General features: G+C 53.7%; 12 protein-coding genes. 10 read left to right on the top strand and 2 right to left on the bottom strand.

Going from position 1 to position 14,121, the window contains the following annotated elements:
* Positions 1-26 precede the first annotated feature (26 nt).
* The gene (locus OOT00_RS07900; protein ID WP_265424772.1) at positions 27-1,286 is read left to right on the top strand and encodes an OmpA family protein; all 1,260 of its coding nucleotides are present in this window, start codon (positions 27-29) and stop codon (positions 1,284-1,286) included.
* A gap of 446 nt (positions 1,287-1,732) precedes the next feature.
* Here the strand turns inward: OOT00_RS07900 and OOT00_RS07895 are convergent, their stop codons facing one another.
* Positions 1,733-2,269 (bottom strand): shikimate kinase, encoded by a 537-nt coding sequence (locus OOT00_RS07895; RefSeq protein WP_265424771.1) that lies wholly within the window; start codon positions 2,267-2,269, stop codon positions 1,733-1,735.
* A gap of 242 nt (positions 2,270-2,511) precedes the next feature.
* Between OOT00_RS07895 and OOT00_RS07890 the strand changes: the two genes are divergently transcribed.
* The 3 genes from OOT00_RS07890 to OOT00_RS07880 all read left to right on the top strand — a co-directional run bounded on the left by OOT00_RS07890 (position 2,512) and on the right by OOT00_RS07880 (position 4,510).
* Entirely contained in the window at positions 2,512-3,051 is a 540-nt protein-coding gene (locus tag OOT00_RS07890; protein ID WP_265424770.1) for a DUF4402 domain-containing protein, read from the top strand.
* A 155-nt stretch (positions 3,052-3,206) separates the two neighbouring features.
* The gene (locus OOT00_RS07885) at positions 3,207-3,686 is read left to right on the top strand and encodes a DUF4402 domain-containing protein (RefSeq protein WP_265424769.1); all 480 of its coding nucleotides are present in this window, start codon (positions 3,207-3,209) and stop codon (positions 3,684-3,686) included.
* A gap of 11 nt (positions 3,687-3,697) precedes the next feature.
* Entirely contained in the window at positions 3,698-4,510 is an 813-nt protein-coding gene (locus tag OOT00_RS07880) for a fimbrial biogenesis chaperone (protein WP_265424768.1), read from the top strand.
* Between the two features lie 211 nt (positions 4,511-4,721).
* On the opposite strand, the gene OOT00_RS07875 is transcribed toward OOT00_RS07880, so the two are convergent.
* Positions 4,722-8,585 (bottom strand): SPOR domain-containing protein, encoded by a 3,864-nt coding sequence (locus tag OOT00_RS07875; RefSeq protein ID WP_265424767.1) that lies wholly within the window; start codon positions 8,583-8,585, stop codon positions 4,722-4,724.
* Positions 8,586-8,826: 241 nt separating this feature from the next.
* Here OOT00_RS07875 and OOT00_RS07870 point away from each other — a divergent pair, with 241 nt between their 5' ends.
* The 6 genes from OOT00_RS07870 to OOT00_RS07845 are packed head-to-tail and all read left to right on the top strand — an operon-like array spanning position 8,827 to position 14,058.
* Entirely contained in the window at positions 8,827-9,591 is a 765-nt protein-coding gene (locus tag OOT00_RS07870) for a DUF3450 domain-containing protein (RefSeq protein ID WP_265424766.1), read from the top strand.
* Positions 9,588-11,084 (top strand): MotA/TolQ/ExbB proton channel family protein, encoded by a 1,497-nt coding sequence (locus OOT00_RS07865; RefSeq protein WP_265424765.1) that lies wholly within the window; start codon positions 9,588-9,590, stop codon positions 11,082-11,084. The genes OOT00_RS07870 and OOT00_RS07865 overlap by 4 nt, the downstream gene beginning before the upstream one ends.
* On the top strand, positions 11,081-11,680 hold the full coding sequence (locus tag OOT00_RS07860; protein ID WP_265424764.1) for a MotA/TolQ/ExbB proton channel family protein: 600 nt from the start codon (positions 11,081-11,083) through the stop codon (positions 11,678-11,680). Before OOT00_RS07865 ends, OOT00_RS07860 begins: the two co-directional genes overlap by 4 nt.
* Complete coding sequence (locus OOT00_RS07855; RefSeq protein WP_139449592.1) at positions 11,677-12,087, top strand: ExbD/TolR family protein; 411 nt, start codon at positions 11,677-11,679, stop codon at positions 12,085-12,087. Before OOT00_RS07860 ends, OOT00_RS07855 begins: the two co-directional genes overlap by 4 nt.
* Positions 12,068-12,790 carry an energy transducer TonB gene (locus OOT00_RS07850; protein ID WP_265424763.1) on the top strand — a complete coding sequence of 241 codons (723 nt, stop codon included), beginning with the start codon at positions 12,068-12,070 and terminating at the stop codon, positions 12,788-12,790. Before OOT00_RS07855 ends, OOT00_RS07850 begins: the two co-directional genes overlap by 20 nt.
* A gap of 11 nt (positions 12,791-12,801) precedes the next feature.
* Entirely contained in the window at positions 12,802-14,058 is a 1,257-nt protein-coding gene (locus OOT00_RS07845; RefSeq protein WP_265424762.1) for a tetratricopeptide repeat protein, read from the top strand.
* Positions 14,059-14,121: the final 63 nt, after the last annotated feature.

Raw genomic sequence — 14,121 nt, 5'->3', positions numbered from 1 at the left:
TACTTCATTTCAGGAAGGAGATTTTTATGCGGACATGTGCTGTTTCCGGTGTGTGTGCGGGCCTGCTGATCTTGGTTGGTCTTGTGGTTTCCGTGTATGCGGACAGGTTTGAAAAAGAAGTTGTTGTCAGCCCCATGGCAGGAGTTCACAAGTTTCATAGCGATCAGGATCTGGATACGGCTTTGAGTCTCGGCGTGGGCCTTGGCTATCGCTTTACACCCCGCTGGATGGGTGAGCTTATGGTACACAGTGTGAGTACGGAGCACAGGCATACGGATGTGGATACAAGAGGGGTGCATATATCCGGTAATGCCTTGTATCTTTTCCGGCCGGATCAGGCTTTTCGCCCTTATGGTGCTGCCGGTATGGGCATTCTCTCCACTGATCCTGAAGGAGGGAAGGCGGAGCGGGACTTTGCCCTGAACGCAGGCGGCGGTTTTTTTGTGGATATTGTAAAAGATCTGGCTTTCCGAATGGATGTACGCGGTATTCTGCCTCCGGATGGGATGGACTGGAATCTTGCCGCCCATGCCGGTGTGGCATGGACCTTTGGCCGCACGGCAGCCGTGGTCCCCATGGTCACACCGCCGGAGCCTGTGGATTCCGACGGCGATGGCGTTCCTGACCATCTGGACCGCTGTCCGGACACGCCTCCGGGAGCTCCCGTGGATAAGTGGGGCTGTCCTGTGGACAGTGACTGGGATGGTGTGCCGGACTACAGGGATCACTGCCCCGGAACCCCCGAAGGGCTTGCTGTGGATGAAAAGGGTTGTCCCATTGACAGTGACGGGGATGGGGTACCCGATTATCTGGATGAATGTCCGGATACCCCTGAGGGTGTGGTTGTGGACATCCGGGGCTGCCCCATTGACAGTGACGGGGATGGAGTACCCGATTATCTGGATGCCTGTCCGGGAACGCCTGTGGGTGCAAGGGTGAATGAGCGGGGTTGCTGGGAAATTCAGGGGCTGACCTTTGGGATCTCCAGCAATGTCATTGATTCCCGGTATCATGAAGCCATGGATGAGGTTCGGATGGTGTTGCAGAAGAACCCGGATTTACGGATTGAAGTGGCCGGATATACAGACAGTCGTGGAGCGGATGCCTATAATCGTCGTCTTTCCGCAGCAAGGGCTCAGGCAGTGGCAGACTATTTTGTCCGGCAGGGTATTGGAGCGGACAGGCTTGAAGTGACAGGCCACGGACCGGACCATCCCATTGCCGATAATGATACGGCAGAAGGCAGAGCCCGGAACCGCAGGGTGGAGCTGCTTCCCATTCCCTGATAGCTGGAGTAAGTTGTGTGCCTGTCTCAGATTCTCGTCCTCCCTTCCGCCGGACTGGAGTGATGGCAAAAGGGCTTTGAAAAAGTCCTGAGATCAGGTTCCCATATACCCGTATGGAAGTAATAATCCTTGTGGTTACGGCTCATCCCCATCCGGACAGGAGGGGCGGAAAGTTGTAGCAAGCATATTGTCCCTATGCTTTATGGGGTTCAACGCAAAACGGCTGAACAGTGTAGCCGATACCCGTTGATCCGGTGCTGAATTTCTACGGCAGGACAGTCCCTGTCCGGGAGGCGAAAAGGCTTTCCGGGCAGGGATTTTTTATCTGTGCAGGAATGAAGGGGAAGCAGGCGGGGCTTTGACGTTTCACCGATGGCAGGAGCTTTTAAAACCCGCGATGGCGTTGCTGTTTTTGACAGAAAAAGCTGCATTCATAAAAGCTGCATTCATGACGGTGAAGGAGGAAAAATCTGCCGGATGCGGCAGAGAAGATCATCCATGGAAAGGCCGTCGCAGGCCATTTCCGCATCTGCCCATTTTCTGTAAAGGGGCATGCGCTCATGAAACAGTGCTGCAAGGCTCTGGCCCGGCATCCTGACAACCCCCCTTTCATCGAGATTTCCAAGGCGTTTTGTAAGCTCTGGCAGGGAAAGTGCAAGGTGAAGAATCAGGCCCTGAGAGGCAAGATTTTCCATGGCCTTCTCGCTGTAGATGACGCTGCCGCCTGTGGCAATGACCGTGTGGGAGACCGTAAGTTCTGCCACATGGCGGGCTTCGATTTCTTTGAATGCGTTTAAGCCATTTTCTTCTATGATTTCAGAAAGCCTCTTTTTTTCATTGGACTGAATAATAAGGTCTGTGTCCAGAAAATCCATGCCAAGGATTTTGGCGGCAAGAACCCCGAGGGTGCTTTTGCCTGCTCCGGGCATGCCGGTGAGGATGAGGTTGGTTTGGGCTGGTTGTGAAGAGGGTGTTGTTTTCATTTGGAAACCTTTTGCTATATGTTTGAAAAAGAGTTTTTTGATGGGGGAATGCATTATCGGATCAAGTTGCTAGCCTCTTTGTCCGATAATATGGTTTATGAAGGTGGTATGTGAGCCTGGTATGGAAAATGCAGTCATTGAATTTGTTGGCTTTTGACAAACCACCATCCCGTAAAAGGGGGTTCCTTTTGCGCGGGTCTCTTTTGATCTTTTCCCGAAATTGAGTGATAATAGGGGGAACAATGAAAAAAAACTACGTTGTCTGTATATTGGCACTGGTATCCTGTTTGTCTCTGTGGGTGAAGGACTCGTGGGCTGTCGCTGTTACCATGACGGCAGAGGCAGAAATTACGGCTGCCGTTCTTGCTGGAACGGAGGATCAGTCCTTAAATTTTGGCAGTATTGTTACCACAGGAGCTACAAGCGTTACGATTGATGCCTCTGGCATGGTCGTGACCGGAGGCGTATTGCCCTCTCCCGTATTGCCATCCGCGCCAGCGGGGACATCGGTAAGCGGCGGGCATAACGGTCGCATCGATGTTACGACAACGGTGGGAGCCAATATCAGCATTGTCTATCCTACCTCCATTACCATTACGGAGACAGGAGGCGCAACCATGACCATTAACGATATTGCGATCAACTCCACGGCCTCCCCCCTTGCCGCTACCGCTGCGGGCCCTAATAAAATTTTTGTCGGAGGGGTTCTGGGTGTGAGTAGCGGACAGACGCCAGGAACCTATGACAATGCAGCCGTTACCATCACCATTAACTATCAGTAATATGTGCTTTGCGTTCAGAGATGGTTCGCTGGTATGGTAAAATAAATATTTATGGTGCCACGTTCCCATGGAGTGTGTATGCATATCGTAGACCCTTTCCGGTTTCAAGATTATATGCATGCAGACAAGATCGTAACCGGGATAACTGATGAATCATGACAGGCAGGAATACTTTTATTTTTGCGTTGCTGTGTACGGTGTTGTTCCTGCTGCAGGCCGGCCCTGTATGGGGAGCCAGTTTTCATCTGGTTCACCCTCTCCGGTTCGGCCAGATCATTGCATCACCCTATGCGGATGCGATAGGTATGGATGCCAGCAGCGGACCGGCTGTTCCCCGGAACATGGGCGGCGGTTGGAGTCGGGTGACAGGAGGAAACAGCGGTCTCATACGTTACAGTCCCGGTATGCCGGGCCAGCAGGTTCAGTTGCTGTTCCCAGCCAGTGTTTCTCTGTATAACGGACATGGAGGGAGCCTTGTGGTTGGAGCTATGGATGGTTTTTCCACTCAATATGTGACAGCTCAGGATATGGCAGATCATTTTCTGCACATCGGGGGGGTCTTGAATCTGCAGCCAGGAGCAAGCGGGATTTATGGCGGCAGTATCACAATTACAATTAATATATTGAATCCGTAAGAGGCCCTTTCATGAGAGTCTTTTTGTCTTTTCTTGTTTTTGCCTGCATAAACGCCTTCTCTCTACCTTCTCAGGCTTCGGAAACCGCTGTGATTCTTTCTCCTCTGCGTATGGTTCTTGAGGGCAGAGACAGGTCGGAAACACTGAGAATAGTGAACCCTAATTCCGTGCCTGTAACATACCGGATTGAGATGGTCGTAATGGAGCAGGATACGGACGGGAATGTAAGAGAAGTGGGAAAAACTAAAGAACATGAAGATCTTTTGCGGATGGTTCGTTTTTCCCCCCGTCAGGTCCGCCTGGAGCCAGGTGCCATGCAGGCTGTGCGCATTATGCTCCGGAAACCTGCCACCCTTCAGGATGGTGAATATAGAGTGCATGTCAGGGTTTCTCCACTTCCAGAGCCGGACAGGAATATGGCTGAAGTGGTGCAGGCAAAAGCTGGACAAACCACCATCAATATTAACTTCCTCGTGTCCACATCCATCCCTTTGATTATCCGGCATGGAAAAACGGCTGTCAACATTGATGCCCGGGGGATAGAGTTGGGTGTTTCGCATGGAGAAACACCTGTTTTACAAACTCTTATCTTTGGGGAAGGAAATAGATCCATTTACATGGATGGGGCTATTTTTTATGGTAAAATTCTTTTGGGTGAAGTAAAGGGCTTTGCCGTGTACCAACCCAATGGGAAACGGTATGTACGTTTCCCTCTTCAGGCGGATCTTCCTCCATCCGGCAGCACCCTGCGCCTTGTGCTTCGTGACAGAGAAAAAGAAGGGAATCCCCTTATAAAGGAAATTCCTCTTGTTCTGAACTACTGAAAAACACCGCCTCTGGCCAAAAAATCCCCTGCAAAGTATGTCCGTTTTTTGCAGGGGATTTTTTTATTGCCTTGCTGTCCCTTTCTTTCTTCCGGGGAAAGAATACTTGGGTGCACAGCGTCCGGTTTTTCCTCACTTGGGTACTTTGGCATGAATTCTGTGAATGCAAACAGATTTTTTCATTGTTTGTGTGCCGGGGCCTGCCCTGTTTTTACCCGATGATCCTTGCGTATCCACCCATATCCGCCACTTTTTGCCTGAATTGTTCCGCATCTTCCAGAACCTTAAAATTCTGTACGACGACTCTGTAGCTGCTGCCTTCCTTGGTGATACCCATGGAAAGATTGTTACCCATGAGGGTGCGGAACTGCCTTTCCAGAAGAATGATGCCCTTTTCCGCGTCCTTTATATCCGTATAGCTTGCCAGATGAACGGCCGTTTCCTCTTTACTGCCTGCCGTGAGAACCCTGCCGTATCCCGATTTTTCGGCCATGACAGCAGCCAGGCTGTCCGCAGCAGCCCTGTTTTCAAAAGCACCCAGAACTACCCTGTACCAGAGACCTTTTTCCCCCAGATCCACGGGTTGAATCCTTGCCTCTTCGAGGCTGTTCAACTCAGGCATGTGGTCTTTGGCCCATTGTATGCCTTCCAGGGCCTTTTCTCTGCTCCGGTAGGAGCCTGCATGAACCCCGTAGCGGGATATCCTGCCGTGCAGGGGGCTTTTGTGCTGAATGGCAGAAGGCTGGTTTTTTTTTGTCTGGATTTCTTCTTCCTTCCGGCCCTCTGCTGCAAAAAGAATTCTGTTTTCCGTCAGGCCCTGCAAGGCCGGGACGGCTCCCAGGCTCCCCGGAACCCAGCTTCCTTCTCTGTACAGCACGGCTTCCGGACCATCAAACAGGGGTCTGGTCGCAGGCAGGGTCTGTGGATCGGGGCTGTCTGTCCACCGGCCCTCACGGAAGAGTACATATTCATCCTCCTCCGGCACCGGTCCAGGGGCTGATGCTTTTGTTTCTGGCCTGTCTTGCGTCTTCAGGACCATGTCAAGGCCACTTTCGATACTGCCCGTTTCATCTATCTTTGTGGCAAGGCTCCTTGTCAGAACCGTTCCGTTATCCTGAGATAGGAGGGCTTTTACCGTGTATTGTCCAGGTTTGACCCGTTCAAACAGATAAAAGCCGTCATATTCGGACAGCACTCTGTCCACTACCGTGCCTTTTTTGTCTGTAAGGAGGACTTCAACCTGCCTGAGGGGTACAGAGTCACCGGAACTGTTCACACCATAGAGAGTGCCGTCAATTTCTCCTGTGCGGATTACAGGCAGGGATAAAGGCCGAACTTCTCCTGGTCTCGGAGATACGGCCTCTCCTGGATGCAGGGGGTAAAGGGCCGGGTCTTCAAGGCTTTCTTCTTCAATTACAATATCGGTTTTTTGGTGGGGAGACAGCTGCAAAAAGGCTATGCCGTCTTTGTCCGTCACAGCCCTGCTGCCGGACTGCACGGCCCGTACCCTCACCCCTTCAAGACCCTTTTCTTCACCGTCCATAATCCCGTTACCATTGGCGTCCTCAAATACCCGTACGGCAGCAAGGCCCTGGGCACTGGAGTTTCTGGGTAAGGGGCGAATGCTTTGTCTGTGCGGATCAGGCCCTAGAGCCATATTCATGTTCAGGGAAACGCTCCAGTCACCCCGGTCATCGGCAGATACTCCGGGGCTGATGCTGAGTTTATCCTTTCTCAGATTAAGCTGGGCATCCCCGTATGTACGCCCTGTGCCGGTAAAATCCCGGTTCAGGCTGCCCTGAATATCAAGATCCCTTGTAAGATGGCGGGTTGCGGTGAGGCCTGCTCCGGTAAAGCCCCTTTCGTAGTCATCCAGACGGTAATCACCATGGGCGCGGATATGGGTGCTTTGCATCCGGGTGGAGGCATGAAGGCTTCCCTGAATACTTTCCGGCCGTGAGCTTGCACTGTTGTAGTCATGGCTGATTCTGTGGTTCCAGTGTACAGCTCCTGTACGAAGGCTGTTCAGCAGGCTGATTCGGGATTCATAGCTGTCATCCCTGTCCGTGTAGCGGCCCGATAAGGTATAGGGAAGACGGAAGCCATCTTGTTTTCCAAGGGTGCCGTAGAGAGAAAGTTCACTGATGCTGCGGACAGGGTTGGTGACATGGTCACCTTCCAGTTTGTCCTGAAGCTGCACACTGGCGCGGATACGATGATCATTCAGGGCTGTCTGGCTGCCAAGGCGCAGGGCACTGCCGCCATCCACAGTGTGCACTCCGTCTACCCGTAAGGATGCACCCGTAAGGGCTGTCTCCATACCGGCCTGCAGCCGCGTGCGGCGTTCTTCTCCGAATGTGTCGCTCATGAAGCCTGCGGAAAGGGTAGTTCGTTCTCCAAGACCGTATTCGATTGCTCCGACGCCAGCGGCATTACCCGCATCGTTGTTGCGGGACTGGTTTTCTTCATAGGTGACTCTGTCCTGTCGGGTGAGGCTGGCACTGTAGGTCATCTGTCCTCTGGGCAGCATATCCGTGCCGACTTCCAGTCTGCGGTTTTCCTCACGGCGTTGCCCTTCGGGACCGTAGAAAATGAGCCTGAAATCATTGGTTCCATAGAAAAGGGAAACATCGTCAAAAAGGTAACGGCCATCTTCTCCTACCCTGCGCACATCCATGAGAGCCGTTCCACGGTATAGTTCCACCTCCCATCCCGGCGCCAGATTGCCTTCAAAACGGGTGCTGTCAAATTCCCTTTCTTTATATAAGGACCGGTTTTCCAGAAGGATACCCTGGGCAGTACCAGCCCGGCCCAGTATGGGAAGGGAAGGGGATGATACATCTCCAAGGGCAAAGCGGGTTGCCCCCAGAGGCAGGGAGCCGGAAGGATCCGTTTTTTCAAAACGGGCTTCCACCCGCCTTGGGTTATGGGTGTCATCTCCCCGGACATAGAAATGCCCGGTTCCTCCCGCAAGATTTCCTGCCCCGGAAAGGGTATAGCTGGCCTGTCTGGGATTGTTGTCCCGGCTGTGGTGGGAGGCTGAAAGGGAAAGATCCACCACGGGCAGGCTGACAAAGGCGGGTCTTGTTTTTTCATCCAGAATGGAAGGCTTTGCCGTGCCATCGAAAGAGCCGAGACGGTTCCAGCGCTGCTGCCTTTCGATGCGTTCCTGAAAGGGAAACGTTGCTTTGGGCTGAAGCCTGACGGCCATCTCCCTGAAGCTGAAATCAAAATCCAGGGGCAGCCACTCTTTCAGTACCTTGGCATCAATATGAATATCATCTTCATCATGGATGATGGCATTTTCAGGTATTGTCTGGGTTTTTCTGCCAAGGGTGATGGTTTTTTCTTCAAGGTTCAGCTCAAAGTTTTTCCCCAGAACTTCCCCTGATGCTTTTCCTGTCTGCGGACTGACCCGCAGGGGCACTTCCAGAATGGCAGCCAGAGCACCCAGAGGCATGAACAGCTGGTCCGGGTTTCCGTAGGCACCAAGGCCGGAAGCCAGGGTGTGTCGTTCCCAGGTGGCATTGAGCACAAGGAAATCCGGTTCCGTAGAGGGAGCTGGTTCTTCTTTTTGCGGCACCATGGGGGCGGTGGGAGGGAGTATGCTCTGAGGGAAAAGGCCCGTGGAGCGGGCCTGGGTCATTTCGGATGCGGAAGGAAGGGGAACGGTGGGGGCCGCAGGTCCAGAACGGTGGCTTCCATTGCCTGATACATGGTTGTGCGGCATGCTGTCTGCCTGCCACCCTGAAGCCAGAAGGGCATTGTGATCCCAGAGATGAATGCCCGCCCTGCCGAGTTCTGCCGTGAGTGTGTCAAAGTGGCTCCAGCGGATGGTCTCCCCATCCCGGGCCTTTGCCAGCATGGCGTTTCTTTCCATAAGCAAGGGAGCCAGTTTTCTGGCAAGGGCGTCATTGTTCTGGCGGATGTTCTGCCACTGCTGTCTCTGGCCCGTATTCTGTAAAAGAGTGTCCGCTGCCGTGAGGCTATAGTCATCCCTGTCTCCCTTTCGGTCCGTATTACCGACGGGAGATGATGGGGGTGACATGTTTATGGGGCGGACAGCTGCGACCATGGAAGAGGCTCTTTCCCGGTGGTGTTATCAATTGGCTCTCAGCCGGATCTGTAGCTTTTATAAAAATGCAATATGAATGCCATGCAGATGATCTGTTCCGTAGTAATAAATTAGCCATGACGAATAAATTCAATAGGGACTTGCTTTTTCTCTTGACCCATAAGGCTGTGAAAGATATAGAAGCCGAAAATAAAATGATTATTTATAAAATTTTAGAAAAGACTAAAAAATGAGAATTTCTATGGTTATAAAAAAGTCTGTAATGGCAGGATTTCTGGTTTTGCTGCTCCATGCTCCGGGCTTTGTCATGGGTGACAGTCGGCCGAAGGCAGTCATGGAAGAGCACGAAAAAGGCATGGAGGCAGAAGCCGGAACCCAGAAGGCCCGTGAAGCATGGGCCAGGGAGAGAAGAGAGCTCTTGAGTCGTATGGAAAGCCTTGAAGAGGAAAACCGGCGTCTTGGGAGGGACCGTGACAGGCTTTCCCGGTCCAGAGACCATCTGGAACGGGATGTGGCTGCCATTGAACGGGAGCTTATGGAAGCAAGGCGATTGGAAGATGAGCTGGACGGGAGGCTGGATGAAGTTCTGCTCCGGCTGGAGGGTTCCATGGCTTCGGACCTGCCTTTCCTTGAGGAAGAACGGACCCAGAGGCTTGCCATGCTTCAGGACCTTATGGTGGATCCGGATGCGGGCCCTGCAGAACGTCTGCGGCGTATCATGGAAGCTCTCCGCATAGAAGCGGACTATGGCTTTACGGTGGAGCTTGGCCGGATTCCCCTGCAGCTGGGGCAGGATGAGGTGCTGGCTCAGGTACTGCGCCTTGGGCGCCTGGGACTTTTTTACCGAACGGGAGACGGCAGGGTCGGATACTATGATGCAGGCGAAAAGAGGTGGCAGCCGCTGGAAGCGTCCTGGGATGCCTCCTTTGCCAGGGCCTTTGACGTGGCCACCCGGAAACGGGCGCCGGAACTGGTGACATTGCCTGTAGGGAGGATTCTGCCATGAGTAAGAATAAAAAGGGGTCAGACCCCTTTTATGCCCACAAAAGGGGTCTGACCCCTTTTTGCTCTTTTTGCTCTTTTTGCTTTTGCCTGCTGTTTCTGCTTCTTTTTCTTTTTCCCGTGACGGCTATTTCTTCGGACATGCGGGCCATATCCGTACAGGCAAGGGAAGCGCGTCTTGCTGCGGAAGCTGAAGCCAGGGAAACCAGAAGGGAGATCCTTGCGGACCGGGAGAAGCTGGCAGCAAAAATTGCAGAGCTCACGGCGGCTAAAAACAGGCTGACGGAGGAAAGGTCGGCACTGGAAAGCACTGTGGAAGTCCTTATGGAAAAGAGGGAAGCCCTGGCCGGAGAGCGGGATGTTACCGTATCTGCCATGAAAGCCGTTTCGGGTACCCTGCGTTCGGCTGCCCGTGAGCTGGATGCCATGCTGAGTGAATCTCCCTTTACGGCCAGTGAACCCACCCGGCTGGAACCGGTACGCCGTATTCTCGATGCCGGCCGCTTTGCTGGCATGGAAGATTTTGATGTGATTGTGGAGGGCTTTTTTGGCGAGGTGCTAAAAACGGGGGCTGTGCGTCTGGAAAGGGGAGAGATTCTGGGAGCAGGCGGGCAGCTTATGGCATCGGAAATCCTGACTCTGGGCCCCTTTACCGCCGCTTTCCGTGCGGAGAACGGAAACGTGGGTTACCTGCACTATCTGCCTGAAAACCGCAGGTTCCAGATGCTGGGACGGGAGCCTTCCCGTTCGGCCCGAAAGAGCCTCGGCGCCTATATGGATGGCAGAAGTGATTCCCTTTCCATGGATATCTCACAGGGAGCCGCCCTGCAGCAGGTGCTGCACCGCTCCACCCTGAAAAGTCAGGTGGAGAGCGGTGGTTTTCTGGTCTGGCCCATTCTTTTTATAGCCCTTGTGGCGCTTCTGGTCACTCTGGAAAGGATCTGGTTTCTTCATAAGGTTCACACCAATGCGGACAGGGTCATGGGTCGGGTCAACGAACTGGCTGCGGAAAAAAACTGGGAAGCCTGCGATGCTACGGTTCAACCCGGAAAGGGCAAGCCAGTTTTTAATATCCTGATTGCCGGTCTGGGAGGAAGGAAGGAAGACAGGCAAACCCTGGAAAGTATTCTGCAGGAAGCCATTCTGCGAGAGCTTCCCCGGCTGGAGCGTTTCCTTCCCATGCTCAATGTCATGGCGGGTATTGCTCCCCTGATTGGTCTTCTGGGTACGGTTACGGGCATGATACGAACCTTTCATACCATAACCCTTTTTGGCACGGGAGATCCGCGCATGATGTCCGGCGGCATATCCGAGGCCCTTGCCACTACCATGTTTGGCCTGGCCGTGGCCATTCCCATTACCCTGATCCACACCTTTCTCACCCGCAGGGTGGAGCATATTGTGGGGGATATGGAGGAAAAGGCCGTGGCCCTGTGCAATACCCTCACCCGAGAGCACAGTCTGCCTTCCTGCTGTAAAGGGAGGATACAGGGATGATGGCGGGTTTTCAGGATATCCTGAGCCATCTTTCCGCAGGAGGAGGCATTCTCTGGCCCCTGGCCCTGGTCTGTCTTCTTATGTGGGCGGGTATTTTTGAAAGGCTGTTTTTTTTCCGCCGCCTTCTGGTCAAGGATCTGCCGCCGGATACGGCTGTGGGTATGGCCCTGGACAGCAGCCGTACCCTTCCCTGTGGGGAGGGGTTATCCCTTCGGCTGATTCAGGATTTCAGGAGCCGGAGAAGCGGCATCTGCATGCTGGACAGGAGTATTCTTCGGGAGTGCGGCCTTCGGATCCGGAGGGATCTGAACAGGGGGATACCTCAGATTCAGGTTCTGGCAGCGGTTTCTCCCCTTTTTGGTCTTTTGGGAACGGTAAAGGGAATGATTGTTACCTTTGATGTCATGGCCTTTGCCGGGACAGGGGATGCCCGCGGCATGGCCGCCGGTATTTCCGAGGCTCTTGTCACCACCCAGTGCGGTCTTATGGTGGCCATTCCCGGCATTATCATGGCCATGTATCTGACAAGACAGGCCAGAAGGGCCACCTATCGTCTGGATCGTCTGTACGCCATGCTGGAAAGGCAGCTTCGATGATTAACGTACGCCAGAGCCTTCGGGCCAGAAATCAGGGAAGTGACATTAATATTGCTCCCCTTATCGACCTGATTTTTCTTCTTCTGATTTTTTTCATTGTCACCACAAGTTTTGTGAAGGAAACGGGTATTGATGTGGACCGTCCCACGGCCAGCACCGGTGATCTCAAGGAGCAGGGCAGTATTCTCATTGGCGTGGATGCCGCAGGCGGAATTTTTATGGATAAGGAAGCCATAGACATGCGAAGTGTACGGGCCCGGGTGGAGAGGGCACTGGCAGAGATGCCGGAAGCTTCTGTGGTCATTGTGGCGGATAAAAAGACAGACACGGGTATTGTGGTGGAAATTCTGGACCACTGTCGGCTGGCCCGGGCAAAGGATGTGAGCATTGCCACCAAAAGCCCTTAAAGAAAAAGGGGGCAGCGCCCTTTTATACCCGGAAAAGGGGTCAGGCTCGTTTTTCGGCAGATCCGTCCTTGTCTATGTGACTGCCACGGGACTGGCCCTTCTGGTTACCCTGGGAATTTTTGCCATGGTTCCCTGGATGATCGGGCCGCCGCCCGATGCTTCGGACCTGGAACGCATGGTGTCTGTGCAGTTAAGGGATCTTCGGCCACCGGAGCCGGAGCCTGAACCGGAGCCGCCCAAGCCTCCGGAAGAAAAACCTCCGGAGCCTGACGTGCCCATGGAGCAGATTATGCAGCGGCCTTTGCCAGAGGTTCCGCAGATGGAGCCCATCCCTTTTACGCCGGATCTCCGTCTTTCCGCCGTGCCAGGACCTGCCATTGCGCCGCCGCCTCCGGCCGGCCCCATGACCTTCGAAGCAGGGGAGGTAGATGTTGCCCCGAGAACCATGGTGCAGACACCCCCGATTTATCCCTTCCGTGCCCGGCGTATGGGCATTGAGGGCTGGGTTCGGGTACGGTTTCTGGTGGGTACGGATGGTGTACCCCGGAACATTCATGTACTGGAAGCCGATCCTGAAGGCGTTTTTGAGGATGCGGTTATTCAGGCCATATCCAACTGGCGGTTTGAAGCAGCGGTGATGGAAGGCCGCAGAGTAGCGGCATGGGTGGTAACCCCTATCCGTTTTCAGCTTGGAGGAAACTGATGGAAAAAATAATGGAAAACCCACAAAAGGGTTCAGCCCCTTTTTATGCCCACAAAAGGCACAAAAGGGGGCTGAACCCTTTTCTCCTTCTCTTTTTCCTTTTTTTTGTATTCTGTCTGCAGGGCCTTGTCACAGCATCTCCGGAAAGACCCCTGCCCCGTTCTTTGCAGCAGGTACTGGCGGATGCTGGGCTGGATATGGGAGAAGGACGGCCTGCCGAAGCCCTTGCAAAGCTGGAAGCTTTTTATGAGAAAAATCCGGAGATGGAGCATCCCCTGCTCTTTTTCTGGCTAGGTAATGCGAGGCTGCAGCTGGAGGATAGTGCCGCGGCCCTCACTGCTTACAGAAAGGCGGTGAAACTGGCTCCTGAAGACAGCCGGATCTGGCAGAATCTTGCCATAGCAGCCCATGATGCAAAGGCTTATTCAGAGGCGGCCCATGCCATGGAAAGGGCATGGGAAACCTGCAAAGAGAAAAAAGGTACGCTTTTATACCACAGCGGTCTGTTTTATCTGATGGATAAGAATTCAGCTGCGGCATGGCAGCGTCTGGATCGCCTGATGCAGCTGGATGACCATCCCAGGGAGGAGTGGGTCCGTGCCCATGCCCAGGCGGCCATGGAAACGGGCAATGAAAGAAAATCCATTGCTCTTCTGGAAGCGATACTGGACCGGGAGCCGGAGGACAGGGGGATGTGGGAACTGGCCACCCATCTGTATCTTCGGGTAAAGGATTATAAAAAAGCAGCTGCCGCTCTGGAAATCCGACTGGCTCTGGAGGGGGAGCCAAAGGCGTCGGACTACCGCCTGCTGGGCGATCTCTATGCCAATCTCAATCTTCCGGCAAGGGCAGCAACAGCCTATGCTACGGCCCAGGAAAAGGGCGATGGATGCCCGAGGCTTCTTGTACGGGAAGTGCAGATGTTGCAGGCAGCCCAGCAGAATGAGAAAGCACTGCAGAGAATTGAGGGTGGGTTGAAGCAGGCTGCGGATCCGGCCCTTTTTGAGGTGGCCATGGCCATCCATATGGGAGAAAACCGTTACAGAGAGGCCATGGATGCCGGGGTACGCTACCTGAACGGACACAAGGGGCAAGGTCATAACAGCCGCATGCTGTTGACTTTGGGCTATTGTGCTTATAAGGCCGGTGAGCCGGAAATGGCCAGAAAGTTTCTTGAACGTATTCCTGAAAGGGATAAAAAGGCCCGAGAGGAAGCGGGACGGCTTCTGGCCCACCTTCGTGCCATTCAGAATGCGCCGCCGCTGTAGCATGCTTCCGGTGCTTCTTCTGCCGTAAAGAAAACAGAAAAATAAAGGCCGCCGGCAATAATT

It is taken from the genome of Desulfobotulus pelophilus, from assembly GCF_026155325.1.
Taxonomy (GTDB): domain Bacteria; phylum Desulfobacterota; class Desulfobacteria; order Desulfobacterales; family ASO4-4; genus Desulfobotulus; species Desulfobotulus pelophilus.
Note: the sequence above shows the minus strand (reverse complement) of the source record. Positions and strands in the feature narration are given on the sequence as shown.